Source organism: Mesobacillus sp. LC4, from assembly GCF_053543455.1.
In genome coordinates this window covers 201,503-225,869 of sequence record NZ_JBGCUB010000001.1, presented here as the reverse complement: position 1 = coordinate 225,869, position 24,367 = coordinate 201,503, and the positions used below count along the sequence as shown (strand labels likewise).

Annotated in this window: 29 protein-coding genes and 1 pseudogene; 7 read left to right on the top strand and 23 right to left on the bottom strand. The window is 42.2% G+C overall.

Annotated elements, in window-relative coordinates:
- Positions 1 to 48 precede the first annotated feature (48 nt).
- Positions 49 to 1,071 carry a DNA polymerase III subunit delta gene (gene holA, locus AB5I83_RS01090; protein ID WP_448972215.1) on the bottom strand — a complete coding sequence of 341 codons (1,023 nt, stop codon included), beginning with the start codon at positions 1,069 to 1,071 and terminating at the stop codon, positions 49 to 51.
- Between the two features lie 351 nt (positions 1,072 to 1,422).
- Between holA and AB5I83_RS01085 the strand changes: the two genes are divergently transcribed.
- The gene (locus tag AB5I83_RS01085) at positions 1,423 to 1,557 is read left to right on the top strand and encodes a YqzM family protein (RefSeq protein ID WP_167831621.1); all 135 of its coding nucleotides are present in this window, start codon (positions 1,423 to 1,425) and stop codon (positions 1,555 to 1,557) included.
- 107 nt (positions 1,558 to 1,664) lie between these two features.
- On the opposite strand, the gene AB5I83_RS01080 is transcribed toward AB5I83_RS01085, so the two are convergent.
- The 3 genes from AB5I83_RS01080 to AB5I83_RS01070 all read right to left on the bottom strand — a co-directional run bounded on the left by AB5I83_RS01080 (position 1,665) and on the right by AB5I83_RS01070 (position 5,173).
- Positions 1,665 to 4,010, bottom strand: a complete 2,346-nt coding sequence (locus AB5I83_RS01080) for a DNA internalization-related competence protein ComEC/Rec2 (protein WP_448972213.1) — start codon at positions 4,008 to 4,010, stop codon at positions 1,665 to 1,667.
- Positions 4,011 to 4,030: 20 nt separating this feature from the next.
- Entirely contained in the window at positions 4,031 to 4,444 is a 414-nt protein-coding gene (locus tag AB5I83_RS01075; RefSeq protein WP_448972211.1) for a deoxycytidylate deaminase, read from the bottom strand.
- A 111-nt stretch (positions 4,445 to 4,555) separates the two neighbouring features.
- Positions 4,556 to 5,173, bottom strand: a complete 618-nt coding sequence (locus tag AB5I83_RS01070) for a helix-hairpin-helix domain-containing protein (RefSeq protein WP_448972209.1) — start codon at positions 5,171 to 5,173, stop codon at positions 4,556 to 4,558.
- 88 nt (positions 5,174 to 5,261) lie between these two features.
- On the opposite strand from AB5I83_RS01070, the gene comER reads away from it, so the two are divergent.
- Positions 5,262 to 6,083, top strand: coding sequence for a late competence protein ComER (comER, locus tag AB5I83_RS01065; RefSeq protein WP_448972207.1), 822 nt, complete (start codon positions 5,262 to 5,264; stop codon positions 6,081 to 6,083).
- A 91-nt stretch (positions 6,084 to 6,174) separates the two neighbouring features.
- On the opposite strand, the gene AB5I83_RS01060 is transcribed toward comER, so the two are convergent.
- From AB5I83_RS01060 to AB5I83_RS01025, 8 genes and pseudogenes are all read right to left on the bottom strand, one after another.
- Positions 6,175 to 6,921 (bottom strand): class I SAM-dependent DNA methyltransferase, encoded by a 747-nt coding sequence (locus AB5I83_RS01060; RefSeq protein ID WP_448972205.1) that lies wholly within the window; start codon positions 6,919 to 6,921, stop codon positions 6,175 to 6,177.
- Positions 6,921 to 7,274: a ribosome silencing factor gene (gene rsfS, locus AB5I83_RS01055; protein WP_448972203.1), complete on the bottom strand. Its 354-nt coding sequence runs from the start codon at positions 7,272 to 7,274 to the stop codon at positions 6,921 to 6,923. The genes AB5I83_RS01060 and rsfS overlap by 1 nt, the downstream gene beginning before the upstream one ends.
- Positions 7,275 to 7,278: 4 nt before the next feature.
- On the bottom strand, positions 7,279 to 7,845 hold the full coding sequence (gene yqeK, locus AB5I83_RS01050; protein WP_448972201.1) for a bis(5'-nucleosyl)-tetraphosphatase (symmetrical) YqeK: 567 nt from the start codon (positions 7,843 to 7,845) through the stop codon (positions 7,279 to 7,281).
- Positions 7,835 to 8,404: a nicotinate-nucleotide adenylyltransferase gene (locus tag AB5I83_RS01045; protein WP_226646701.1), complete on the bottom strand. Its 570-nt coding sequence runs from the start codon at positions 8,402 to 8,404 to the stop codon at positions 7,835 to 7,837. The genes yqeK and AB5I83_RS01045 overlap by 11 nt, the downstream gene beginning before the upstream one ends.
- A gap of 18 nt (positions 8,405 to 8,422) precedes the next feature.
- A pseudogene (gene yhbY, locus AB5I83_RS01040) lies at positions 8,423 to 8,716 on the bottom strand (ribosome assembly RNA-binding protein YhbY).
- Between the two features lie 3 nt (positions 8,717 to 8,719).
- Positions 8,720 to 9,550 carry a shikimate dehydrogenase gene (gene aroE, locus AB5I83_RS01035; protein ID WP_448972199.1) on the bottom strand — a complete coding sequence of 277 codons (831 nt, stop codon included), beginning with the start codon at positions 9,548 to 9,550 and terminating at the stop codon, positions 8,720 to 8,722.
- A gap of 34 nt (positions 9,551 to 9,584) precedes the next feature.
- Positions 9,585 to 10,688: a ribosome biogenesis GTPase YqeH gene (gene yqeH / locus AB5I83_RS01030; RefSeq protein ID WP_448972197.1), complete on the bottom strand. Its 1,104-nt coding sequence runs from the start codon at positions 10,686 to 10,688 to the stop codon at positions 9,585 to 9,587.
- 3 nt (positions 10,689 to 10,691) lie between these two features.
- Positions 10,692 to 11,213 (bottom strand): YqeG family HAD IIIA-type phosphatase, encoded by a 522-nt coding sequence (locus tag AB5I83_RS01025; RefSeq protein WP_448972195.1) that lies wholly within the window; start codon positions 11,211 to 11,213, stop codon positions 10,692 to 10,694.
- A gap of 421 nt (positions 11,214 to 11,634) precedes the next feature.
- On the opposite strand from AB5I83_RS01025, the gene sda reads away from it, so the two are divergent.
- Positions 11,635 to 11,775: a sporulation histidine kinase inhibitor Sda gene (gene sda / locus AB5I83_RS01020; protein WP_102265137.1), complete on the top strand. Its 141-nt coding sequence runs from the start codon at positions 11,635 to 11,637 to the stop codon at positions 11,773 to 11,775.
- Positions 11,776 to 11,860: 85 nt separating this feature from the next.
- On the opposite strand, the gene AB5I83_RS01015 is transcribed toward sda, so the two are convergent.
- Complete coding sequence (locus AB5I83_RS01015) at positions 11,861 to 12,649, bottom strand: phosphatidylserine decarboxylase (RefSeq protein WP_448972193.1); 789 nt, start codon at positions 12,647 to 12,649, stop codon at positions 11,861 to 11,863.
- A gap of 190 nt (positions 12,650 to 12,839) precedes the next feature.
- Here AB5I83_RS01015 and pssA point away from each other — a divergent pair, with 190 nt between their 5' ends.
- Complete coding sequence (gene pssA, locus AB5I83_RS01010; protein ID WP_448972191.1) at positions 12,840 to 13,379, top strand: CDP-diacylglycerol--serine O-phosphatidyltransferase; 540 nt, start codon at positions 12,840 to 12,842, stop codon at positions 13,377 to 13,379.
- An 81-nt stretch (positions 13,380 to 13,460) separates the two neighbouring features.
- Here pssA and AB5I83_RS01005 read toward each other — a convergent pair whose 3' ends face one another.
- Entirely contained in the window at positions 13,461 to 15,242 is a 1,782-nt protein-coding gene (locus AB5I83_RS01005; protein WP_448972189.1) for a M3 family oligoendopeptidase, read from the bottom strand.
- Positions 15,243 to 15,446: 204 nt separating this feature from the next.
- Positions 15,447 to 15,593: a hypothetical protein gene (locus tag AB5I83_RS01000; protein WP_167831637.1), complete on the bottom strand. Its 147-nt coding sequence runs from the start codon at positions 15,591 to 15,593 to the stop codon at positions 15,447 to 15,449.
- A 175-nt stretch (positions 15,594 to 15,768) separates the two neighbouring features.
- Between AB5I83_RS01000 and AB5I83_RS00995 the strand changes: the two genes are divergently transcribed.
- On the top strand, positions 15,769 to 16,440 hold the full coding sequence (locus AB5I83_RS00995; protein WP_448972187.1) for a response regulator transcription factor: 672 nt from the start codon (positions 15,769 to 15,771) through the stop codon (positions 16,438 to 16,440).
- Positions 16,441 to 16,531: 91 nt separating this feature from the next.
- Positions 16,532 to 16,888: a group I truncated hemoglobin gene (locus AB5I83_RS00990; protein WP_167831639.1), complete on the top strand. Its 357-nt coding sequence runs from the start codon at positions 16,532 to 16,534 to the stop codon at positions 16,886 to 16,888.
- 106 nt (positions 16,889 to 16,994) lie between these two features.
- Here AB5I83_RS00990 and AB5I83_RS00985 read toward each other — a convergent pair whose 3' ends face one another.
- The 4 genes from AB5I83_RS00985 to AB5I83_RS00970 form a co-directional block, all read right to left on the bottom strand.
- Positions 16,995 to 17,555: a DUF1641 domain-containing protein gene (locus AB5I83_RS00985; RefSeq protein ID WP_448972184.1), complete on the bottom strand. Its 561-nt coding sequence runs from the start codon at positions 17,553 to 17,555 to the stop codon at positions 16,995 to 16,997.
- A 14-nt stretch (positions 17,556 to 17,569) separates the two neighbouring features.
- Positions 17,570 to 18,706, bottom strand: coding sequence for an NAD(P)/FAD-dependent oxidoreductase (locus AB5I83_RS00980; protein WP_448972182.1), 1,137 nt, complete (start codon positions 18,704 to 18,706; stop codon positions 17,570 to 17,572).
- Positions 18,707 to 18,768: 62 nt separating this feature from the next.
- Positions 18,769 to 19,008, bottom strand: coding sequence for a sulfurtransferase TusA family protein (locus tag AB5I83_RS00975; RefSeq protein ID WP_023627220.1), 240 nt, complete (start codon positions 19,006 to 19,008; stop codon positions 18,769 to 18,771).
- Positions 19,009 to 19,128: 120 nt separating this feature from the next.
- Positions 19,129 to 19,530, bottom strand: a complete 402-nt coding sequence (locus AB5I83_RS00970) for a DsrE/DsrF/DrsH-like family protein (RefSeq protein WP_448972181.1) — start codon at positions 19,528 to 19,530, stop codon at positions 19,129 to 19,131.
- A gap of 269 nt (positions 19,531 to 19,799) precedes the next feature.
- Between AB5I83_RS00970 and sigK the strand changes: the two genes are divergently transcribed.
- A complete protein-coding gene (sigK, locus tag AB5I83_RS00965; RefSeq protein ID WP_023627218.1) occupies positions 19,800 to 20,522 on the top strand; it encodes an RNA polymerase sporulation sigma factor SigK in 723 nt (240 codons plus the stop codon).
- 444 nt (positions 20,523 to 20,966) lie between these two features.
- Here the strand turns inward: sigK and AB5I83_RS00960 are convergent, their stop codons facing one another.
- From AB5I83_RS00960 to AB5I83_RS00945, 4 genes are all read right to left on the bottom strand, one after another.
- Positions 20,967 to 21,308 (bottom strand): YrzI family small protein, encoded by a 342-nt coding sequence (locus tag AB5I83_RS00960; RefSeq protein WP_448972180.1) that lies wholly within the window; start codon positions 21,306 to 21,308, stop codon positions 20,967 to 20,969.
- A 149-nt stretch (positions 21,309 to 21,457) separates the two neighbouring features.
- Positions 21,458 to 21,715 (bottom strand): YrhC family protein, encoded by a 258-nt coding sequence (locus tag AB5I83_RS00955; protein ID WP_448972179.1) that lies wholly within the window; start codon positions 21,713 to 21,715, stop codon positions 21,458 to 21,460.
- Positions 21,716 to 22,203: 488 nt separating this feature from the next.
- The gene (locus AB5I83_RS00950; RefSeq protein ID WP_448972178.1) at positions 22,204 to 22,908 is read right to left on the bottom strand and encodes a 5'-methylthioadenosine/adenosylhomocysteine nucleosidase; all 705 of its coding nucleotides are present in this window, start codon (positions 22,906 to 22,908) and stop codon (positions 22,204 to 22,206) included.
- Between the two features lie 83 nt (positions 22,909 to 22,991).
- On the bottom strand, positions 22,992 to 24,287 hold the full coding sequence (locus tag AB5I83_RS00945) for an amidohydrolase family protein (RefSeq protein WP_448972177.1): 1,296 nt from the start codon (positions 24,285 to 24,287) through the stop codon (positions 22,992 to 22,994).
- Between the last annotated feature and the right edge of the window lie 80 nt (positions 24,288 to 24,367).

Genomic DNA, 24,367 nt, shown 5'->3' with positions numbered 1-24,367 from the left:
AAACGACCAGTCACGGTCGTTTTTTTATTTTGTCTCCTATGTAATTGATCATTTCCTGCCATTGATCTGGAATAAAATCATTTCAATCAGCATTTCTTTTTTCATGCCGCCGGTTTTCATCTGATAATCCGCGTCGGCAAGAAGCTTCATGATCCTAGTCAGTTCCTCATCTGAAAATGCGCCTGCCTGACCGGCTGCCAATTTCACCCTGAATGGATGGATTTTCAGAGACCCGGCAATCTGCTGCTGGCCATAACCCTTGCGTGCCAGCTCCTTCACCTGATAAATCAATCTGAATTGCCCTGTAATCACGGCAAGAATCTTGATCGGTTCCTCATTTTGTTTCAGCAGATCATAATAGATCCTTAAAGCTGATTCAACATTTCGGTGAACAACCTTGTCAACGAGTGCAAATATGTTCTGCTCCAATGACCTTGAAGTCAGGCGGTCGACAATCTCCCTGCTGATTGGCTCGTTTACACCAGCATAAAGCGCCAATTTATCAATTTCAGAAGTCAGCATGAACAAGTTCGTCCCTGCGAGTGTCAATAGCAGCTCAATTGCATCGTTATCAATTACAGCGCCGTTTGCAGCAGCGCGTTCTTTAACCCAGGCTTTTGTTTCCTGTTCACTCAGCTTCTTTGCTTCGATCACTGTAGCCTTCCGCTTCAATTCCTTGGTCACTTTTTTTCTCTCGTCCAGTTTCTCATATGGAGCAGTAAAAACAACAATTGAATAAGGTGCTGGCTGGGAAAGATATTCTTCCAGTTTCGCCAGATTATGTTCAACCTTTCCTTTTGACTTTTCTGATGTCAAAAAGACTGGATTCTGTAGGATGACCAAGCGCTTTTCTCCCATGAAAGGGAAAGTTTCGGCATCTTCCAGCGCTGCCTCGATCGGGGTTTCTTCTAAGTCGTAAACCGAGAAATTGAAATCTTTTTCTTCTTCATCCAATACATTGTCCACGAGAAGCTGTTTTGTTTCATTTATCAGGAAGGTTTCTGTTCCAAACATTAAATAAACAGGGTCCACCTGTTTTTTGCTGATTTTTTTCCAAATGTCCAATACCACTGTTTTCGCTCCGTTCAATCCAGTTTTGCCATATATCTATCGTAAAGAAGCTTGGACATTTTGACAAGCATTCTAAGGGAATTGACCCTCGATTCGGGCCAATTCCCCTATTTATATTGAACGCTGCGGTATAAGACCTAGGATACTTATATCGCAGCGGTGCATCGAAGTTAAGATTATTTTAGCCGCAGACGGGAAAAGTATTTGTGACAACTCTTGGTACATGGCACACAATATAGGAAAGCGCCCAAAATAGTTCTGGAATTTCCAATAGCACAGTAAGCAGACAAACACTGGATTTTTTAATTTGAATCGCTTATACTATTATAGAATTAATAGGGGGGATTGACTGTGAATCAATTCGAAGAAAATGTCCAAAGCAATCGTAATGACGCTGTTGACTCAGGTGTTGGATTCATCGTTTCTTTTGGATTCTTTGCAACAATGTTCATTATTGCGACAGTCGTGCAGTTAATCGCGGGTTAATCACGGCTACATAGGATAAAGTCACGGAGACTGCATTTTATTAAAATGCAGTCTCTTTTCATGTTTTTGTGATTATCAGGGGAGAGAACGGTTCGTTCTTCTATATACTATGGAAGTTGTGTTGAAAAGGTTCCTGAATCTCCTTTGAACTTATAAATGATTGCTCCATTTTCATCAGTCCTGAAAACCCGGGTGCTGTGTCCCTCCAACCTTGTTAGGACTTCTTTCCCCGGGTGACCATACCGATTTTTCTCTCCGACAGAAATGACTGCAAAATCAGGAGTTGTTTCCTCCAGAAATAGCTCTGAACTGGAATATTTACTGCCATGGTGGCCTACCTTTAAAACATCAATATCGATTTCACTTATTTTCTGACTCAATAACTTTTCTCCTTCGATACCTAAATCTCCTGTAAAAAGCCATTCTTTCCCGCCAATCGATGCGTTGAGAACTATGGACTGCTCGTTTCTGTCTCCAATGACTTCACTTGGGTTCAGAATGAAGAAGCCTCCTTGGGATGTATTCCATCCAGTTCCCATGCCGGCATAATAAACATCCGTCCCTTTTTTCCTCGCTATGTTCATTATATCTTGCTCTAAATCTGAACGGTCCGATACACGCGGTACGATCAGCTGCTGTACTTGTATTTCCTCCAATAAAGCTCTCGCTCCACCTATATGATCTGCATCACCGTGTGTCAAAATCAATTTGTCCACGGTCCTGATCCCTTCACTTTTCAAAAAGGGAACGAGAATTTTTTTGCCTGGATCATAAGGGTCTCCGCTCTTCTGCCAGTTTTCTTTTACAAAAGGAACGACACCACCTGTATCTATTAGAAAATTCCCTTGATTATACGGCATCTGAATGAAGATGCTGTCACCCTGACCGACATCCAGAAAGACTACCTGCCCGTATGGATTTAAATAGGGCAATACAATTTGCATTACTATCGGCATTAATGGAACAGCAAAAAGCCATAGAGGCGGTTTTGATTTTTTAAAAACAAATTCTTCCCACTTGAAAAAAAATACCGGAATCAGAATGATTAGCGCAATCAGGAAGATTGGTTCCAACTTTCCTATGATGAGTGCTGACATTGGAAGTTCAGACAGTCGCATGGCTAGAAGATTAACACCGTGTATCAGGTTCTCCAGTAAATATAAATAGAATTCAGGCAACGCTCCTGCAAAAGACAAAATGATATAGGAAATCAATAAAAGCGGTAACAGAACGAATGAGAATAGCGGCACGAACAGGAGATTGGCGAAAACCGAGATGGCAGAAACTTCGTAAAAGGTCGAAAGGATGACCGGGAGGCTTGAGAGTTGGGCTATAAAAGAAGCTGCAGCTGTTTGTTGTAAGAATGAGTGAAAGGCTTTCAGAATGACTGGTGCTGAAATGACCAGGGAGAAGCTGACTGCGAAAGAGAGTTGAAATCCAGTATCGTATATTATTGAAGGCTGGAAGAGCATCATGATCATAAAGGCAGCACATACTGCGTCAAGCGGCGTCATTCTCAGCGACAAACGCCGTGAGCCGATCAATATCATCAGCATCGCAGCCGCCCTGACTACCGGAGGAGCAAGCCCGGTTATTATAGCGTAAATCGGCAGGAAAGCCATTAGTAAAATATCCGTTTTCTCCTTTGTCACCCCCACCCTGATAAAAATAAAATACATCATCCCTGTGAGCAAGCCGACATGAAGGCCGGAAATGGCAAGCAAATGAACGATTCCGATTTTCTGGAATGAGCGCTCTGTTTCAGGGTCGAATAGATTCCTTTCACCAAAGATGAGCGCTGCAGCAAGAGCTGAAGTCTCCTTCGGCAACATATCTTTTATCCTGGCAATTTCTCTTTGCCTGAATGCTTTCAAAGCTGTTAAAGTACTTGTTTGTTTAGAGCAGGTTTCAAGAGATAGTGTATCGACATCCAAGGTCCAGGATATTTTATTATGTTGAAGATATTTTTGGTAATCAAACGCGTTGGGGTTTCTGGCAGGTGATGGACTATTGAGGCTCCCGAAAGCCTGACAAGACATTCCAGGAATGAGGAGTTCTTGAATTGACTGTTGTTCTGATAATGACTTGATTCTGTATCTTACAGCAAGCTTTTCATTGGATGGCATTGCTTTCGCATAGACAAAAAGCAGATCACCTTCCACATGGATTTCTTCATCAAAAAGAATTAAGAAGCTTTTTTCCATGCCGGTATATTCTGTTTCAAAATGAACAGAATCAATATATCCTGCTGTTATAAATAAAAGATAGCAGCTTCCCACTAACAGCAGATTGCCATGAGGAAAATTCTTCAGTTTTTTTAACAGGATGATGACAAGCAGGAATAATGAACCGTATACGAACTGATTGCCCGTCATTGTCATCAGCCCCAATAAGGAGACAGCTGCAAAATAAAACAGCTGCCCTTGGATTGGTCCAAATGTAATTGGCTTCATGTTTTTATTCCTTATTCTATTTATTTAGATAGGTGGACAACCTCTACATCCCTTAAGAATAGCTCATTATACTTGTTAGGATAGGCACTGCGGTACACGATCCTTGCAACCCCTGCCTGCGCGAGCGTCTTGGAGCATTTTTCACAAGGCTCGTGGGTTACGAATGCTGTTGCTCCTTTTAAAAGACCTCTGTCGGCATGAATGACTGCATTCTCTTCTGCGTGCAAGGTCCTGATGCATCGTCCTTGCTCGTTGATCAGGCATCCGACATCCTCACAATGGTCATGTCCGTGTATGGAACCATTGTAACCGGTTGATACAATATGCTTGTCCTTTACGATCACACATCCTACATGCAGTCTTGGACAGGTGGAGCGTGTGCCAACTCCCTCTGCAATATCCAGGAAGTACTGATCCCAACTCTTTCTTTCCATGTTGTTTTCCCCCTCTTGAAGACTCTAAATATGTACAGGCTTAGCAAATAAAATTCTCTTTCCTTTTCTCTAATTTTAATACTTATCAGAAAAGAGTCAATTTCAATGCAGCTATTTTACCGAAATGTGATCCTTCAATTTTTCAAACGTTTTATCCCCGATCCCACTAATTTCTTTTAAATCATCAATCGATTTGAATGGACCATTGGTTTCACGGTGCTCAATAATAGCTTCTGCTTTTGCAGGGCCTATACCTGGCAATGTCTGCAGCTCTTCGGATTGCGCAGAGTTCAGGTTCAATTTGCCTTTTCCTGCACTCTCACCCGATTGAGCTGGCAATACAGCATTCAACTCCTCACCGATCCTCGGTATGTATATCACCATTTCATCATGTACATGCATCGCAAAATTGATGGCGGCTGTATCAGCATCCTGTCCAAGCCCTCCCGCGAGTTCAATTAAGTCAATCACTCTTCCTCCCTCTTCAATTTGGTAAACGCCCGGATTGACGACAGCTCCTTTAATATCGGCCATCATGGTAATTGTTTCTTCTTCGGCTTGCGTTTTGTCCATTTCTTCTGTGCCCATTTCCTCGTTAACAACCATCGCAGTTCCTCCTTCATTCACTTCAGTCAATTCTGTTTCTTTACTGAAGGAGGAATAGAAAAAAAATAAGAGTACACTCAATCCGGCAATAATATAGATTTTGTTTTCCTTGATCCAGTCCACAAAGGGTCAACACCTTTCTATATGTCATAATCTAAAATTTGAAATCATATGGATATAGGAGAATAAATGTATGGAGGAGGGAAGGGTTATGAAATTAGGGATTATAGGCACAGGGAATATGGGGAGAATTCTCGCCGAAGCTCTCATTGATGGGAATGCCGTTTCCCCTTCTTCAATGACGATCACAAACAGAACATTATCAAAAGCTTTAGAGATTCAAAAAATATATCCAGACTTATCAGTTGGAAAGGATGCAACAGAAGTTGCTAAAAATGCTGACGCCATTTTCGTCTGTGTGAAGCCTCATCATGTATTGGGAGTCCTCGAGTCCATTAACCCTGTGCTGACAAGGGATAAATGCGTGATTTCGATAACGAGTCCGATCAGTGTGGAGCAAATTGAAAGCAAAGTGAATTGTTCTGTCATGAGAATAATACCAAGCATCACGAATAGGGCCCTTGCCGGTGTTTCCCTATTCTCGTTTGGAAGCCGATGCAGTACAGAATGGAGGGAAGCACTGTTTACTCTCTTCAAGAAGGTATCCGTACCTTTGGAAATCGAGGAGAAGATCACTAGAGTGGCATCTGATATTGTCAGCTGCGGTCCGGCTTTCTTCAGTCATCTTGTCCAGAGTTTTATAAATGGCGCTGTCAAGGAAACGGAAATTGACCAGGAAACTGCCACCAAGCTTTCAAGTGAGATGCTCATTGGCTTAGGAGAACTTCTGAAGCAAAACCATTATACGTTACAAACATTACAGGAAAAGGTTTGCGTGAAAGGCGGCATAACAGGAGAAGGAATCACGGTACTCGAGAGTGAAACGGGAGATATGTTTGAAAAATTATTCCAGGCCACACATAAGAAATTCGCTAAGGAACTTGAAAAAACGGAAGAACAATTCCGTCCTTAAAGATTTCTCTATCGGTCTTTTAAATCCTTCTTTATAAATGTGACAAATTTAGCACAAGAAAGGCTCCCAAAGAACTGGGAGCCTTTCTAATTCACTTTTTTATCATCGCAAAAAACAACCGCTCTGCTGTTGGTTCTGGAGACTTCATGGTGTAGTCCCCGGTTACTTCAACATTTGCAAAGCCTGCTTGTTCTAGCCATTTTACATAAGTATTCTCGGGATATGTACGCTGGTAGTGCAATTCATCGACTCGGTCATATTTCCCTGACGATTCATCAAGGACGAAGAAGGTGAGCTCATGTTCCACGCTTTGGGTACCTTCGCCCCTGAAGCTATTCCAAATATAAGTGATTTCCTCATCATCCCAGGTAAAGGTCGCATCTGCAAAAATATGCTCCATTTTATAGACTGAATGAACATCAAACAGGAATAAGCCCCCTTTTTTCAAAAGACGGTGGACACCTTCGAAGGTGTGCCGGACTGCCTGCTCATTTTCTAGATAGTTCAGGGAGTCACAAAAGATGCCAATGATATCGAATTCACCTAAATCATCAAGCTCGGTCATGTCCTGTTGAAAAAATTGTATGTTCAGCGATTGTGCTTGAGCCTTTGCCTGGGCAACGGAAAGCATATCACTTGATAAGTCTGCGCCAGTCACTTCATAGCCCTTTTGTGCAAATTTAACAGACAGCTCCCCGGTTCCGCATGCGAGGTCGAAGAGCTTCATTCCGTTCACTTGATATTTCTCTTTGTATGCCTCTACAATCGAAACCCATTCATCATAGGGAACATCCTGCATGAGTTCATCATACAAATAAGCGAAACGTTCGTAAGACATTAATTTAACTCACTCTGCACGTTTTCAATCGGAGCATCTCCCCATAGGCGCTCAAGGTTATAGTAGCTTCGCTCTTCTTTGTGGAAGACATGGACAACCACATCACCAATATCGATCAGCACCCATCTCGCTTCATCAAAGCCTTCCATCCTCTTAAGGCTATGTCCTTGTTCTTCTGCTTTTTCTCTGATTTCACGGGCAATAGCCTGTACCTGCTTATCTGAATTCCCGTGGCAGATGACAAAGTAATCGGCAATCAATGAGATGCCTTTCATATTCAGTACCATAATATCTTCTGCTCTTTTATCGTCTGCTGCTTTTACCGCTGTAATAAATAGTTCGCGCTCACTCATTAAATCAACCTCCTGAATTTTGTACGATGCTGTTGTATGCATTGAATGTATCCGGATAGACCGGCTGGTTTTTCTTCATTAAAAATTGGATCGTATTTTTCATTGATTGGACCAATGCGCTGTCCAGATCTTCTTCTGCCATTTTCCTGACTTCATCGACACCTGGAAAATGTCGGCCAGGTTCAATATAATCGGCCAGATAGATGACTTTATCCAGGAGCGACATGCCGATCCTTCCTGATGTGTGATAACGGATTGCATCAAGAACTTCTTTGTCGTCAATACCAGCTTCTTTTTCTGCAAGGTAGGCTCCTACCGGGGCATGCCATAGCTCGCTGTTAAACTCAAGCAGGATTGCAGGCATTTTTTGTTCTTCGATGATCCGCCTCATTTCATCCTTTGGGCGGAATTTTGCGTAGTCATGAAAAATAGCAGCCATTTCCGCTTTCTTTATATCTGCTCCATATTTCCCTGCAAGCTTGATGGCTGTCTCCATCACACCAAGAGTATGCTGGTAGCGATGTTCAGTTAGTTGCAGCTTCACAATTTGAAGCGCTTGTTCACGTTCCATATAAACCATGCTCCTCTATATAAACCCTCACCGCATCGGGCAGCAGATAGCGAATACTTTTGCCGCCTTTTACTCTTTCTCTGATCATACTAGATGAGATATCCATCTGCGGTGTCTCTGCGTAAAGAATATCATAAGATGATTCAGTGCTGTATGAAGGCCGGCTGACTCCCACAAACTTGACCATTCTCACTAATTCATCAATTTTATGCCATTTGGGCAGATATTCAACCATGTCGCCGCCAATGATAAAATGAAAATCAATTTCTTTATACATATCTTTCAATATTTTCATCGTTTCATACGTGTAAGATGGGCCGCTTCTCTCGAGTTCTGCTTTTTCAATTCTGAATTGCTTGTTATCAGCAATGGCAAGCTCGAGCATAGCCAGCCTGTCTGATTGGCTGATGGGCTCATCCACTGTTTTATGAGGCGGCACCTGATTCGGCATGAACCAAACCTCATCCAGTCCATAGGCATGCTGCACTTCATTCGCAATCACTAAATGTCCGGTATGCGGCGGGTTGAAGGTTCCGCCTAAAATGCCAACTTTCTTCAAACAGGCACCTCCCAGTCTTTATCTTGGAAGAACGATTTGCTTATTTTCACGAGACTCTTTATATAAAACAATGGTGTTTCCGATTACCTGGACAAGCTCTGCCTTCGCACCGCGAGACAACTGTACAGCCACAGTATCCTTATCCTCATCACAATTTTGGAGGATACTCACCTTGATCAGCTCTCTTGCTTCTAGCACGTCAGCAATTTGTTTGACCATATTCTCATTTACCCCACCTTTACCAACTTAAAAAATTGGCGTAAGATGATGGGCTTTCGATCTTAAAAAACGTTTCTGCTTACCTGTTAACATATGTTAACCTCCTAAATTTCTTAAAACATTTGCTTCCATTCTTTCGATATCGGGGAATATCCCTGTCCATATTTCAAAAGCAAGCGCCCCCTGGAAAACGAACATTCCAACACCATTCTGGACGGCGGCGCCCCTTTTGGCCGCTTCTTTTAAAAACTTTGTTTGCAATGGATTATAAATTATATCACTAACGATCGTATTCTGCTTTAAGTTTTCCGGTAAAAGCGGCAAACTTTCTGTATCAGGCACCATCCCGATTGAAGTTGTCTGGATGATCAGCTGATAATCGGCCAGTGACTTTTCAGCTGTTTCCTTATCAATAACTTTGGATTCGACCTCGTATGGACAAGAGCCGACAAGCTCTTTCGCTTTTTCAGCAGTCCGATTGTAAAGGTCAATCTTTTCAATACCGGCCTGTGCCATTGAGAAATAAATAGCTCTTGCAGCACCGCCCGCACCAATAATCAAAGCTGACCTTGAACCAAGGTCAGCAGCCAAGTATTCAAGCCCTTTAACGAATCCAGGACCATCCGTATTAAAACCTACCAGGAGGCCATTTTCATTCTTGACTGTATTGACCGCTCCGATTGCCCTTGCTAATGGATCAACTTTATCAAGGTGCGGGATGATCTCTGTCTTATGCGGAATGGTCACATTGAATCCACTCACACCAAGCGCTTTCAACCCCTTAACTGCAGCCTCAAGATTTTCTTTGCTCACATGGAAAGGCAGATAAACGGCATTGATTCCATAAAGCTCAAATAAATCATTGTGCATGGCAGGAGACATCGAATGCGCAATCGGATCGCCAATGACACCGAATAATTTTTTCATTTCATCTCCCGCCCTTCCTCTTTAAATTTGGTTCCTATATAAGTGACCTTCTCAGCATCACATTGACGCCTTTAGGGACATGCGCGGCAATTTTCGCGCCTGCATCGTTGACCGTTACCCAGCCCAAACCTGAGAAAACAACATCTGTTTTGGCTTCCTTGATGGTAAACTCATGGCGGACAAGTTCAGGGAACTCGTCCATTTGCTCACGGCGTGGAGGAGTCAGAAGCTCCCCGGCATGATTTTTATACAGCTCATCAGCATTTTCAAGCTTTGTCCGATGAATGTTTATTTCATTCGGGACATAGCAGGAGAAAGATCTTCTGCCTCCCGAGATGTAATCGAATCGGGCCAGTCCGCCGAAAAACAAAGTCTGCTGTTCATTCAGTTGATACACCTTCGGCTTGATTTCTTTTTTAGGCGTGATGAACTTCAAATCCCGCTTATCCACGTAGTGTGCCATCTGATGGTGATTGATGATACCTGGTGTATCGACAATCGCCTTGCCATCCTCGAGCGGAATTTCAATCATATCAAGGGTCGTTCCAGGAAAGTGTGAAGTAGTGATTATATCACCTTCGCCTGTCACTTCCTTGATGATCCTATTGATAAAAGTAGATTTCCCTACATTTGTACAGCCGACAATATAAACATCTTTGCCATTACGGTATTCGTCTATCGCCGCAGCTGATTCCCTTATATTGAAGCCTCTTGCTGCACTGACGAGGAATACATCAATCGGATTGAGCCCCAATTCCCTTGATTCCTTTTTCATCCAGTCAATCAGTTTTTGCTGTTTGACTGATTTAGGTACGAGATCAGCCTTATTGCCGATTAGTAATACCGGGTTTTTCCCGGCAAAACGATGGATACCAGGCAGCCAGCTCCCATTGAAGTCGAAGATATCGACAATCTTGACAATCAAGGCATCCCTGCTGCCTAGTTCATTCAATATCTTTAAAAAATCGTCATCCGTCAGGCTTACATCCTGTATTTCATTATAATTCTTCAAACGGAAGCATCTCTGGCAGACAACCACCTCTTTTTCCAATGAAGAAGCTGGAGCATAGCCTAATTCCTCTGGATTCTCTGTCTGGATGATGACGCCACAGCCTGTACAGTTTATTTGCTCACTCAAATCTTAGTCCTCCCAATTCAGCTTTCCTTTTTTCCTGAACCAATTTAATATTCTTCTTTCCACTTTCCTGTTGAATCTAGTCACAAACCCATCTGTCTGCGCAACAGGAACAACAAGAATAGTATGGAAACCGCTTCTGTTGCCGCCAAGTACATCGGTTAAAAGCTGGTCACCTATTACAACCGTGTCTTCTTTGCGCAATCCCATTTCTTTTAATGCTTTATTAAACGCACGGGTCATCGGTTTTCTCGCTTGAAAGATAAATGGAATTTGCAAAGGATCCGAAAATGCCTTTACTCTTTTCTCATTATTATTTGAAACAATTGTTACGAGTATTTCATTTTTCCTCATATTATCAAACCACTCAATAAGCATCGGCGTCGCATAGGGACGATCCCACTCAACGAGTGTATTGTCAAGGTCAGTGATGATACCCTTCACACCTTTTTCATGCAGGCTTTCGGGGGTGATTTCAAAAATATTTTTCACATGCTGATCGGGCAAAAAATGCTTTAGCAATTTCATTACACCTCATTAATTAAATTCCTATCATACCGTTAACATCATACCCAATTTTATCCTCGTATTCAAAACAAACATTTAAATGTAGATAAATTAAAAACAAAACCTCTCTATTGGTCGATAAAACCAAACTCAATTCGCTTTAAATTTGAACTTTTTTAAAATATCCCAAAAAACTTTTCGACAAAATCCAGGCTTTTCCAGCCCTGTGGATAACCTTATGCACAAAATACACATTGATTCTATTACTAATTTCCCATTTATAAACAAATTAATCACAGGTTATCCACCGCTGTATGTGGATAATTAGAACAGTTGTTCTCCAAGTTTCATTCTGATAGAGTAAGGGTAGAACAAAACAACTTACAATTATATGCAATTAACATCTGTTTTAGTATAACCTTTTTGGGGGTGAATGACTGGAATGCGTAAACTGTCGGACGAGCTGTTGATCGAGTCATATTTTAAAGCAAGAGAATTGAATTTAAGCTATGAGTTTATTCGTTTGATTGAAACCGAAATCCACCGGCGTTCATTATCTAACCGAATTAAAGCCTCATCCTGACAGCCCCCTAAAAGGGCTTTTTTTTTGCAATAAGAACTTATTAACATTGGTGAAGGGCACAGATTCAGCCTGTGCCCTTCAGTCTTCAGCCTTGTCCCATTAATGTGCCGATTTTTTCACCATACCTAATAGGATAGGGAGGAGCTATTTCCGGCATCAGGTTAATCGTACCTTTTTCGAACAGCAATACTACAGTCGAGCCGAAGGTGAAGTATGCCATTTGATCACCTTTGTCCAGCTTCGATCCTTCATGTGTTGTTTCAATCGAATTGACAAACATGGCTCCTACTTTAATGACAGCTGCCATGCCAGCATTATGCCTGATCTCAGTAATTTTCCGGTAGTTTTTAGACAATGGGTAGTTTCCATACTTCAACCCCATTTTATTTACGGGGTATGACTTCAATCCCAAAGTCCATTGATTGGTTACCTCTCCATTCACCGGGCTATGAATTTGATGGTAATGGCTTGGACTCAGGTAAAAAATCATATAAGTTCCCTGCTCATATCTTGCCATCGCATCATCATTGCCCAGCATTTCGGAGATGGAATAAACCTTTCCTTTTACCGTAATGGTTTTATCAGCTGCAATTTCGCCCACCTCTTCGATTACTGAATCAACTGGACTAACGACTGACAGAGGATCCTGATCTATTTGCCTTGCTCCCTCTTTCAGATTCCTGATGAAAAAATGATGAAGACTTTCATATTCCCCGATAGGCTTTTCCATTTCTTCCTGATTGATGTTATACGTTTTGGCAAAGGAAGGAATAATTCTTTTACTGCTTTTGGATTTTGCGAATTTATGCAAAATGGCAGAAGTCCATTTCCCATTCGTCAATTCTATAAGAATACGATATATGGATTGCAACAATGTTCATACCTCCGATTTCATCTATGGTCGCACCCGAAAATGTGTTTTTATTTTCCGAAATACATCAAACATTTCGAAAAGTATCAAAAAGAAATCTTTACGAAAAAGCATAATCAGCTTAGAATTATATATTATTATATAATAACCCAATGTGCTAGTTCCCTTTCCGATTATGAGGAGTGAAATCTATATGTTTCTTCATGGTGTACTTGACACAACTGTCAAGAAAGTAAAATCCCAGACAGCCAATCTGCTCACATTGGCAAATCTTTCTTTGGGCGGATTTGCCATCATTTTTGCCATTAACGGCAATCTGAATTTAAGCCTCTTGCTGATCTTCATAGCCGCCCTGGCCGATCGTTTTGATGGCATGGTCGCAAGAAAACTCAACATTGAATCTGAACTTGGAAAGCAGTTAGATTCAATGAGTGATATTATATCATTCGGCGTTGCGCCCGCACTTTTAATCTATCAGGGCATCTTATCCGATTTTGGCGCACCTGGAGCCTTCTTTATCGTTTTCTATATAGGCTGCGGGGCCTTCCGCCTTGCACGATTCAATATAACCGAGAATACAGGGTATTTCACAGGATTGCCGATTACTGCAGCAGGAGTGCTGGCAACACTGAGCTTCCTGGCCATTCCTCACGTTCCTCCTCAAACATTCCTGTTCATAATGATGGCTCTCAGTCTGTTGATGGTCAGTCCCTTCAAGCTGAGAAAAGTATAAAAACCCAGCCTCATGGCTGGGTTTTCGTACGTTTTTAGAAATTGGAACATGAAAACTGATGTTACATCCCTGGCAAGCTGATTACTCCTCAATCAAGGCGATAAATTCCTCGACATCCTCCACGCACATACGGACAGCTTTTTCCCAGAACTCCTTTTTCGTCAGATCGACGTTCAGATGCTTTTGGGCAAGATCCTCAACTGTCATAGAAGCGGAGTCCTTCAATAGAGCAATATATTTCTCTTCGTACCCCTTGCCTTCTTCCTGTGCCAGCGCATAAATCCCTAGTGAAAATAAATAACCGAAGGTATACGGGAAGTTGTAAAAAGGTACTCCCGTGATAAAGAAGTGCAGCTTTGAAGCCCAAAATAATGGGTGATACTCATCCAGTGCACCACCATATGCTTCTGTCTGGGCATTCTTCATCAATTCTCCCAGCCTTTCTGCGGTGACAACTCCCTCTTTGCGTTCTTCATAGAATTTCGTCTCAAACAGGAACCTTGAGTGAATATTCATCAGAAGCGCTACCGAACGTTGAATTTTATCTTCCAACAGACTCAGCTTCTCATCTTTTGTTTTCGCGTTCTTGACAGAAGCATCGGAAACAATCATTTCAGCGAAAGTAGAGGCGGTTTCAGCAACATTCATCGCATAATTACGATTAAGCAAGTGCAAATCGCGCATGGCATAGGTGTGGAAACCATGTCCAAGCTCATGGGCAAGTGTAGAAACATTGGATGGAGTGCCTGAGTACGTCATGAAAATCCGCGATTGGCTGCTCTCCGGGAAGAAAGTGTGGAATCCGCCTGGAGCCTTACCAGGACGATCCTCTGCCTCAATCCAATTGTTTTCAAACGCCATTCTCGCAAAGTCAGCATTCTCCTTGCCAAATTGTTCAAAGTTATCGACGATGAAATCTGCACCTTCCTGATAGGACATTTTCGATTCGGTGCTGCCAATCGGTGCATCTAAATCGAACCAACTCAGTTTGTCCAGTCCAAGCAGCTTTGCTTTGCGGTTCAGGAACTGAACAAATGGCTCCTTATTGTCGGAAATAACCTCCCACATGGCATCGAGTGTTTCTTTTTTCATCCTATTTATGTCTAGCGGCTCTTTCAATACAGCTTCCCAGCCGCGGAGCTTATAGACATTCAAGCGAAAGCCTGCAAGATGGTTAAGTGTCTTCGCAAAAGCTTCCTCATTCTCTCCCCATGCTTTTTCCCATTGAGCAAAAACCTCTTTCCTAACAGATCGGTCAGCATTAGAAAGCTTATTGGCTGCCTGTCCTACAGATAGACTTTCGCCGTTAAAATCGATTTTCGTGTTGCCAACTAGAAGGTCGTACATTTGCCCCCAGCCATGATAGCCATCCACACTCAATGCATTGATGACCGATTCTTCTTTTTCGGAAAGCCTTTCCGCTGCCCGTTCGCGACGTTCTGTAAGCACAAAACGAAGTTCCTGTAAAAGCCCTTCCTGGACAAGCTCACTCCAGACAGAATCCGAAAAACCGGATAGCTTCTGATCAAATTTGGTAAGTGCTGTCTGCAAGGACGCACTAAGTTCAGTGACAGCTGCCTTTAATTGTCCAGCCTTCTTATCGTTTGTATTTTGAGCATGCAAACAGCTGACAAAAGCTCCTGCCTGCCTTACCTTCCTTGCCGCATTATCAAACATTCCTACGAGGCTCTCCAGTCTGGTTCTCTCGCTTTCTTGGTCAGCAGGCTGCCAGTTTTCAACTTCCTTTTTAAATTGCTCGATTTCCACTCCTGCTTCCTTTAGATGTGCAGCAAATTCCGGAGAAGCACTTCCTCCTTCAAAAAATACGTCTAGGTCCCAGACTTCTGAGTATGTATTCGACATTGATTATCCCCCTTTTTTTCTATCATATTATTATAATGTTATTTTTCTAAAATTTCTATTTTTTCGGATATTTTTCCGAATCTGTTGTTTTGGGCTTCTATAGTGATGGCCTTGACCAGAATATTAAATGATTCGAAATGGGGGATATATGGGCAGAATCAAGAATAAAGGTTTACCCCTTTTCAGGATAAACCTTTGAACCTTCTAACTGTAAAAATACCACCATCCGCCAAAAATCAGGACGATGACCAGCAGGATGATGAACAGCGCAAACCATACACCACTTCCGCCGTAATAACCCGGATAACCTCCATAAGGGGCACCGTATGGTGGATAGTAACCGTAAGGCATACTTTCACACTCCTTTACTGTATCCTGTTATTACTTTATGGGGATCTGTCCATTTTGGTTTGGGCTTTTCGCGGACCTTTTCAAAAATTTTATGTAAAACTCGTTATATATGCACAGTTTTTCCTTACTTTTCATGTAGGATGAACTTAACAATCATTTTGCAAGGAGTTTTGAAATGGCTACGATTCTGTTAGTAGATGATGAAACGCGTATGCTTGATTTGCTTGCGCTGTATTTAACACCATTAGGATATAAATGCATCAAAAAAAATTCTGGTACCGAAGCCATCAGCTTTCTTGAGGACTACACTGCAGATCTTGTCTTGCTTGATGTCATGATGCCTGAGATGGATGGCTGGGAGACATGCAATGAAATTCGCAAACATTGGGATATTCCCGTCATCATGCTTACTGCCCGGAGTGAGAAGCCTGACATTGTGCGTGGCTTGAAAACCGGTGCCGATGACTATATCACCAAACCATTTGATGAAGGTGAATTGGTTGCAAGGATTGAGGCAGTACTGAGGAGACAAAATAGTAAAAGCCCTCTGCTCTCTTTCAATGGATTAAAACTGAACATAGATTCCTATGATGTTCAGTTCAATGGCACATTAATTCCTCTTACCCCAAAGGAATTTGCCCTTCTCAGCCTTTTCCTGCAAAACGTCAATAAAGTCTTCACAAGAGAACATTTAATCTCCACTATATGGGGCTATGGTGTCGATACCGAAGACCGGACGATCGATTCACACGTCAGGAACCTCCGGGATAAACTCCGCAAAGCTGGTTTTGCGGCGGACGATTATCTGTCTACCGTTTGGGGCGTAGGCTATAAATGGATAAATTAAGATTAGTTTCCTCCTCTTGAGGTTTCGTTCATAATCTATTGGTTATAGAGAGATAATAGAGACGTTATCTTTTAGACAGGAGGATTAACTTTTGGAAACTTTATATGATCGCCTGGGCGGACAGGATGCCATTTCAAAAGTAGTGGATGTGTTTTACGAAAAGGTTTTGGCTGATGAAACAGTGAACAAGTTTTTCAAGGAAACCGACATGGAAAAACAGCGCCGGCACCAATCTCTGTTTATAAGCTGGGCGTTAGGGGGACCTAACCAATATTCTGGAAGAAGCATGGAGCTCGCACATAAAGGGATGAACCTGAATGACGAGCACTTTGGTGCAATCGCCAACCACCTGGCTGCCAGCCTCAGGGAATTCGATGTCTCGGAACAAGACATCAATGAAGTCCTTGCAAAACTGACAGAGATGAAAAACGATATACTTTATAAGTAAGGCTCTTTTTACCTTCTATTCTAGGACATGTACGAAAAGCGATTATCAAAACCAAACAGCCTATAATAATAATGAAAAAAGGAGAAGGGAAGTCCCCTCTCCTTTTCTATTTATTTAATTGTTTAGGCAGGTTTTGCAGGAAGGAGATCATTAATGTCATGCCTTCCCTAGTTTCTTTCTGTGTGACAGCCTTCATAAGCTGCATGGATGACAACGGTTCTTTATCCTTTGTTTCCTCTTGAGCATGATGGAAAGCAGCAAGAATTCCATCTACCAGGTCAATGGCTCCCAGCTGGACGAAGGAATCGGCAAGTTCTACGCCTTTAATTGCCTTCTCAGCCATATCGGTCACCATCGGGCCAGTCATCGCACCCTTCATGGCAGCTGCCATATCCGCAAGCTGCATCAAAGATTTCAAGACACCTGTTTCTTCCATGCGTTTCACTTCCATCAAAGTACGCTCGAGGTTCTCAGCCACCTCAGGAAGGGTCTTTAATAAGGAAAGTGTTTCAGGCTGAAGCAGATCATCGGCCATCTCGACCATCTTTACGCCTGTTTCGGCAATCGACGAGACCATTTCCCCGGTCACCGCATTCATGGCTGCATCTGTGAAGCTGACGATTTTATGTTGAGCATTTTGTTGAGCTTGAGGTGTTTCTGTAGCCATCTCAACCACCCCTTCTATAAAATCCCTTTGGCATTTAACCAGTAAAGCTCATTGTATACTGCTTTGAACCAGTGAAGCAGGTCAGACGTTTCTGCTGGCTGCGGCGGGTTATTGTAATCGAATGTAATCATGCTGGCATCTTCAAGGCTGTTTTCAAGGAAGCAAGCTACCTTGCCATTGTAGACAGCAGTTTCCGGTCGTCCAGTCAATCTGCTAATGATGTTGGCAACTAACGATTCAGACTGATAGTGTGCTGTTGAACCAGCTTTGCTGATTGGAAGGTTCGTCGCATCGCCAATTACATATACATCATCCTGGCCAATCATTTTCAAAGTTGTACGATTCGTCGGAATGAAACCGGACTCATCTCCAATACCTGAATCAATCACTGCTTTTGCGCCAGTATGTGCCGGGATCGTAATAAGCATGTCATATTCGTGTTCAGAGCCGTCCATCGTAATCGCAACCTTGCGTTTTGGATCCACTTCTTCAAGATTGAAGAATGTTTCATATTTGATATCACGCTTCTCAAACTGTGGCAATCCCCACTCAGCAACTGGTACTAGTGAGTGAATACGGCCGATAGGATAAGCGTATTTAATTTCAATATCCTTGCGACGGCCATTCTTGCGGTAATAGTCATCCAGCATCAATGCCAGCTCAAGCGGAGCAGCTGGACATTTATGAGGCACATCGATGGTGATCAGGATTCTTCCTTTTTCCATCGCTGCAAGATCTTCGCGCAGACGTTCAGCACCATCCAGTGTATAGAAGTTATGCGCTCCCTCTTTTAAACCAGGTACACTATCGAAATCAGGATGTGATCCGGTTGCGATGACAAGATAGTCATACTGATACTGCTTCTTCCCTTTGACTGTCTTCTTTTCGACGTCGATTTTCTCAACGTCATCATACACAAGGTTCACATGTCGATGAACGAGTGTTTCCTGTTTCCTGATGAAGTGCTCTGATGGCTTTTCATTGAAAGCGATGAATAAGTATCCTGGCTGGTAGATATGCTTTTCTGTATTGGAAATCAAAGTCACTTCGACTTCACGCTTCTTTATCTCTTCCCCAAGCTGGCGGGCTAATCTGTTTGCGACCATTGTACCCGCGCTGCCGGCCCCAAGAACCACAATTTTCTTTGTCATTTGGTCCACACCTCTTTATTGGTTTCTTTGATGAAGGCTGTTACTGAATAAACAGCAATCTTTTACTTTACCTTTTTAACTGCGATCTTGAATTCATCGCCTTCATTCTCGAGGTAGGCAATTTCGTGGCCCATTTTATTGACCCATTCAGGAATATCAACTGCTGAGCCTTTATCAGTGGAAAGTACTTCTACCACATCTCCAACTTGTGCTGTTTTGATTCCTTTTACCAATTCCATTAGTGGTCCCGGGCAATATGCCCCTCTTGCATCGATTGATTTAGTCACTTGTACTTCACTCATGATTTTTTCCTCCTGTATAGTTAAGTTTTATGTTAGAATAAGAGAAGATTTTTTCATTTTGCATGAATGGGAAATGGTTGAAAGGCCTGCACGCCGTTTCACTTTTTCCCTTTATGCAGCTTACATCGTAATAACTGTTGCTCCTTGAGTCATTCCCAGGAATTTTGTAACCCCGATCACTCCATCGAACACATCGATCATGTCTTCTTCTTGCCAATCCATGATGTCCATTGCTAATGCGCAACCGTAAATGTTAAGTTCTCCCATATCCTTTCCTTCCTGTAAAAGTGAATCGAATAATGGAATTTTCTTTGCCAGCATTTCCTTGCCAATCGTTCCAGTGATGAAATCAGTGCTATCAAAGCTGTCTTTGCGGAAGGATTTCAATGCGTTCATTGTGACGAATACATTCACAGTCATGCCTGACATTGAAGCAACCGATCCTACCAATGCACCAGCGTGTAACTTTTCAAGATCCTCAGATAATAAAATAACGGCTAAAGATGGGGCTTGCTGTTCCATAATTTATTTCCTCCTAATGAAATCGAATGATTTACCTTACACTTGAATTATACCCATACCCCCATATCTATGTCTGTTTCTTTTATGTGAACGTTCTTAGTCCAAAAAGTGACAAAACAAGGTGTCCATAGAATTAACTCTTGATTCTTCCGAACTATAATATCCCTTAAATTTCCAACATAAAATATTTATAAGGACAGACACAATCGTCCCCCTTCAGACATAGGAATTTATTATAGGCGAAAGCCTAAAAAAGCGGGGGTGGAAACATGTCGGGCATACTTACAGCACTCGGGTACTTAGTTAAAGAAGTGATCCTTCTTGTTTCGTATGTAAAAAACAATGCATTTCCTCAACCGTTATCTGCAGCTGATGAGCGAAAGTACTTAAGGTTAATGGCCAATGGCGACCCACACGCCAGAAACATGCTGATTGAGCACAACCTGAGACTTGTCGCACATATCGTGAAAAAATTCGAAAACACCGGCGAGGATTCAGAGGATTTGATTTCCATTGGAACAATCGGCCTGATCAAGGCTATCGAGAGCTATTCGGAAGGCAAAGGCACCAAACTGGCAACCTATGCTGCCAGATGTATTGAAAATGAAATCCTCATGCATTTGCGAGCATTGAAGAAAACCAAGAAGGATGTATCCTTACACGATCCAATCGGCCAGGACAAAGAAGGAAATGAAATTTCACTGATCGATGTCCTGAAGTCCGAATCAGAAGATGTCATTGATACCATCCAACTCAATATGGAGCTTGAAAAAGTAAAAGAATATATCGATGTCCTCGATGAACGTGAAAAAGAGGTCATCGTTGGCCGCTTTGGTCTTGATTTGAAAAAGGAAAAAACACAGCGTGAAATTGCCAAAGAACTCGGCATTTCAAGAAGTTATGTATCCAGGATCGAGAAAAGGGCATTGATGAAGATGTTCCATGAGTTTTATCGGGCGGAGAAAGAAAAGAAGAAGAATAAAGGGCAATAACGAAAACCCGGGGAGGCTACCCCGGGTTTCTTTTTTATGCTATTTAAGCAAGAAAAAAGGCATCAACCCAGTATTGGCTGATACCTTTTGAACATCCTATTCTACGCTCACTTCTGCAGCAACTACAAGACCGACAGCTCCGCAGATTACCAATCCCATGACAATCAAAAACATGCCTATCACCCCTTTAGCATTCACCCGTGTTTACACCAAATTTATCATATAAAGACGGTGCTAAAAGGAAGAGGTTGTGAACATTTTGTTAACGATGAGATTTCTTTTTCTTAAAAATTAGTGTTAAGAGCAAAATATGCAGTGACATACAATTTACCTCCCGACTCCGTCGTTAGGTGGTGTCCTTCTCCACCCATAAGCTAGCCAGTCTTCTTTGAATTACATAAATCATTTTCTTTCCACCTTTCTTTAGTTAATTATTCAAATGAATTAAAACGGGCGCAGCATTGTTTGACGAGTTTTATTGTCTTCAACCATTTTTTCAACCATTTCGTTATGGCGAATTTCTTCTAAAGACATTTGGCGTTTGTTAATCGTAATTGTAAAAAACAAGATATTTAAGGTCATGATGAGTTCACCTCCTTTAAATTTCCACCCCAAAAAGCCGCAAGGATTCCTCCCCTGCGGCAAAACGGGCACAAAAAAGCCACAGGGCACGATTCTCCCTGCGGCCATGGATGTATAAGTGTCAAAAAACAGCTTAAATAATCCAGTCCGATCCGGTCGAATGCGTATTGCGATATGAAGATTGTGCGTTATTCCAGTATCCATTCATGATCATTTCACTCGACCTCCTTTGAATTATTTAACCACATTGGTAAGTATATCCACTTCAGATTAGTTTGTAAACCTTTTTTGGTCACTTTTTCCAAAAAAAGATTCGTCAAATTCCAACAAAAAAAACGCCCCCGCAAGGACGTTTATTTCTTCATCAGCATTTCCTGGCCTTCTTCTGACTCAATCAGCAGATTGCGGTATTTTTTGGCGAAAGAAAAGAATACGATGGAACCAGCAAGGAATCCAGCGGAAGCTCCAGTAGCAATATATATATCTGTCATCACTTTCGTTTCAGACGGAATGATCGTGCCTAGATAAAAGAACACTCCCACAGCAAGCAGGACTGTAGCAAACTGTTTGAAATCAACCATTTTTTCATAGAGTTGTTTAGCCTTCATCATTATCACCTGCATTTTAATAGACTTAACCACAACCCTACTGTAACATCTTTTAAACGTATTTTATGTATGTAATTTTTGGAAAAAGAATGAGTTGAGATATGATTTGAGGTGATTTAAGGTTATGCTATTCTATTTGGATGCATCATAGCTGCTACTTCAGACAAAACTGGCGGCTCCTCCTGGGATTTTGTCTGTACCTATGGCTGCTTCGGACATAACTGCCTGCTTCTGCTGTGATTTTGTCTGAACCTAGGACCACTTCGGACAAAAACCAGCTTCTCTTCCTGGGATTTTGTCCGAACATGCCACTACTTTGGACAAACGAAACCGCTCCTCCTGCGATTTTGTACGAACCTAGGGCTATTTCTCAGAAAGCTAGCGAGTCCCACTGGTTTTTTTTCTAACCTGCGCCCCTCCCAAGTTTTCCCTCAAGAAAAAATAGCGTGGAATAATTTCCACGCTAAAAAAAGATTTGTTTTTCAGATTAATTAAAGCTTCCAGTTCTTGACCATCTCATTGACGATTTCAAACGAATTCTTTGACGCGAGTTTCGTGAATTCCAGGAAGTTCACGTCTGCTGAGCCATCGGCCTGGTCGGACATTGACCTGATGATCACGAATGGGATGTTGTTCATGCTGCAAACCTGTCCTACTGCTGCACCTTCCATTTCTGTACAATAACCATTGAGCTCCTCATACAGGAACTTCACTTTATCGCGGTCGGCGATGAATTGGTCGCCTGATAAAATCCTGCCGCTGACGATTTTCTTGTCCTCGACTATTTCTTTGCTTGCTGAAATGGCCAAGTCTACCAATTTCTCATCTGCTTTAAATACAGAAACTTCTGTATAAGGGATTTCCCCTAGTTTGAAGCCCAACGCACGAACATCCATATCATGCTGTACACAATCAGTGGAAATGACGATATCGCCTATTTTCAGTTCAGGGTTCACTGCACCCGCTACTCCTGTGAAAACAATCTGTGATGCAGCAAATTCATCGATCAGGATTTGAGTACATACACTTGCATTCACTTTCCCTACTCCAGATTTACACAATACAACGTCATATCCATTGAAAGTGCCGACATAAAAAGTAATGCCTGCTTTCTTTTTTTCATCATAATCTTTCATGGCGTCAAGGATATGCTGTATTTCTTCATCCATTGCACCAATAATACCAATTCTGCTCATTATTGAGACCTCCAATGTTCTTATTACATTCTGTTTTTAGCTTTCCGCTATACTTTCCAGACCTCGAACTTATTTTTAAAATCCTATGAAAGGAGCTTTGACATTCGATTTGCTTCATAAAGGACTTTTTCTTCATCAATCGTCTTGAATTGTCCATTATCCAGGATTTGTTTTCCCTGGACATAGACATCCTTTACATCCCGTCCTGAGCCAGAATAAACAAGGTGGGATAGTGGATTATGCTTAGGATAATAGAATGACTGATTGGAGTTCACGACAATGAAATCTGCATCTTTGCCTGCTTCAAGAGATCCAATCCGTTCTTCCAGCCAGAGGGACTCTGCGCCATTGATTGTTGCCATCCGTAAAGCTTCCTGAGCAGTGATGACCGTCGCATCCTGGGCAAGCCCTTTATGGACAGTTGCTGCAGCTTTCAGCTCTTCAAATAAGTCGAGGTTATTGTTAGAAGCAACACTGTCTGTACCAAGGCTGACGGTGACTCCCTTTTCCAGCATTTTGCTAACTGGTGCAATTCCGCTGCCCAATTTAAGGTTGCTGATGATGTTATGTGATACTTTGACGTCTTTTTCGGCCAGGATTTGAATATCCTCGTCATTCACATGGACCGCATGGGCAACAAGCGAAGGGAGGTCAAAGAATCCAAGCTTCTCTAGATGACGCACCGGTGTAGCACCATATTCCTCGATATTCTTGTCTACTTCGAATTTCGTTTCTGACATATGCGTATGCAATGGAACATTCAGCTCAACCGCTTTGTCAATGATCTGAGTGATATACTCTGGTGAGCAGGTATATGGGGAATGCGGTGACAGCATCGTCGTGATCCTCCCATTTGCACCGTTATTCCAGCTCTTCGCAAAATCTGCTGCTTCTTTAAGCTTGCTCTGTCGAAGCTCCTCTGAACCAAAGCCGATTATACCGCGGCACAGAACTCCACGAATGCCTGCTTCCTCAACAGCCTTGGCGATTTCGTTCATATTGTCATACATATCAACAAATGTGGTAGTACCTGTGCGAATCATTTCAAGAATGGATAGCTTTGCACCCCATTTTGCATGCTCCGGTGTATATTGGGCTTCAAGCGGCCAAATTTTGTCCTCCAGCCATGTCTGTAAATGCAAATCATCCGCATAGCCTCTCAGCAATGACATTGGCGTGTGTCCATGCGTATTGACGAGGCCCGGGAGCAGGATATTCCCTTTTAAATCTATTTTTTCATCATAAGAAGCAAGATCATCAGGCGTAGTGCCCACATAGATGATTTTATCTCCTTCAACGCCAATGGCACCGTTCGTAAAAACTTCATTGTTTGTATTACCGGTAATAATTGTGCCATTATAAAATAACTTTCTTGTCATATTTAATCTCTCCTATGTAAAAAACGCTTACTTACTAGAATTCGGTGGTAGTACCGGAAATATGCCTATCGTTTTAATTT

What these genes read in the sequence shown, in the direction of transcription:
- AB5I83_RS01005 (WP_448972189.1), bottom strand. Translation starts at nt 15,242, where the DNA reads ATGTCGAATACATACTCAGAAGTCTGGGACCTAGACGTATTTTTTGAA.
- AB5I83_RS01025 (WP_448972195.1), bottom strand. Translation starts at nt 11,213, where the DNA reads ATGAAATTGCTAAAGCATTTTTTGCCCGATCAGCATGTGAAAAATATT.
- yqeK (WP_448972201.1), bottom strand. Translation starts at nt 7,845, where the DNA reads ATGGAACGTGAACAAGCGCTTCAAATTGTGAAGCTGCAACTAACTGAA.
- AB5I83_RS00955 (WP_448972179.1), bottom strand. Translation starts at nt 21,715, where the DNA reads ATGATGAAGGCTAAACAACTCTATGAAAAAATGGTTGATTTCAAACAG.
- rsfS (WP_448972203.1), bottom strand. Translation starts at nt 7,274, where the DNA reads ATGAGTGAGCGCGAACTATTTATTACAGCGGTAAAAGCAGCAGACGAT.
- sigK (WP_023627218.1), top strand. Translation starts at nt 19,800, where the DNA reads ATGTCGGGCATACTTACAGCACTCGGGTACTTAGTTAAAGAAGTGATC.
- AB5I83_RS00970 (WP_448972181.1), bottom strand. Translation starts at nt 19,530, where the DNA reads ATGGAACAGCAAGCCCCATCTTTAGCCGTTATTTTATTATCTGAGGAT.
- AB5I83_RS00980 (WP_448972182.1), bottom strand. Translation starts at nt 18,706, where the DNA reads ATGACAAAGAAAATTGTGGTTCTTGGGGCCGGCAGCGCGGGTACAATG.
- AB5I83_RS00995 (WP_448972187.1), top strand. Translation starts at nt 15,769, where the DNA reads ATGGCTACGATTCTGTTAGTAGATGATGAAACGCGTATGCTTGATTTG.
- AB5I83_RS01060 (WP_448972205.1), bottom strand. Translation starts at nt 6,921, where the DNA reads ATGTCTTACGAACGTTTCGCTTATTTGTATGATGAACTCATGCAGGAT.
- AB5I83_RS00975 (WP_023627220.1), bottom strand. Translation starts at nt 19,008, where the DNA reads ATGAGTGAAGTACAAGTGACTAAATCAATCGATGCAAGAGGGGCATAT.
- sda (WP_102265137.1), top strand. Translation starts at nt 11,635, where the DNA reads ATGCGTAAACTGTCGGACGAGCTGTTGATCGAGTCATATTTTAAAGCA.
- AB5I83_RS01000 (WP_167831637.1), bottom strand. Translation starts at nt 15,593, where the DNA reads ATGCCTTACGGTTACTATCCACCATACGGTGCCCCTTATGGAGGTTAT.
- AB5I83_RS00950 (WP_448972178.1), bottom strand. Translation starts at nt 22,908, where the DNA reads ATGAGCAGAATTGGTATTATTGGTGCAATGGATGAAGAAATACAGCAT.
- pssA (WP_448972191.1), top strand. Translation starts at nt 12,840, where the DNA reads ATGTTTCTTCATGGTGTACTTGACACAACTGTCAAGAAAGTAAAATCC.
- aroE (WP_448972199.1), bottom strand. Translation starts at nt 9,550, where the DNA reads ATGAAAAAATTATTCGGTGTCATTGGCGATCCGATTGCGCATTCGATG.
- AB5I83_RS00985 (WP_448972184.1), bottom strand. Translation starts at nt 17,555, where the DNA reads ATGGCTACAGAAACACCTCAAGCTCAACAAAATGCTCAACATAAAATC.
- AB5I83_RS01080 (WP_448972213.1), bottom strand. Translation starts at nt 4,010, where the DNA reads ATGAAGCCAATTACATTTGGACCAATCCAAGGGCAGCTGTTTTATTTT.
- AB5I83_RS00945 (WP_448972177.1), bottom strand. Translation starts at nt 24,287, where the DNA reads ATGACAAGAAAGTTATTTTATAATGGCACAATTATTACCGGTAATACA.
- AB5I83_RS01075 (WP_448972211.1), bottom strand. Translation starts at nt 4,444, where the DNA reads ATGGAAAGAAAGAGTTGGGATCAGTACTTCCTGGATATTGCAGAGGGA.
- comER (WP_448972207.1), top strand. Translation starts at nt 5,262, where the DNA reads ATGAAATTAGGGATTATAGGCACAGGGAATATGGGGAGAATTCTCGCC.
- AB5I83_RS00960 (WP_448972180.1), bottom strand. Translation starts at nt 21,308, where the DNA reads ATGGATACTGGAATAACGCACAATCTTCATATCGCAATACGCATTCGA.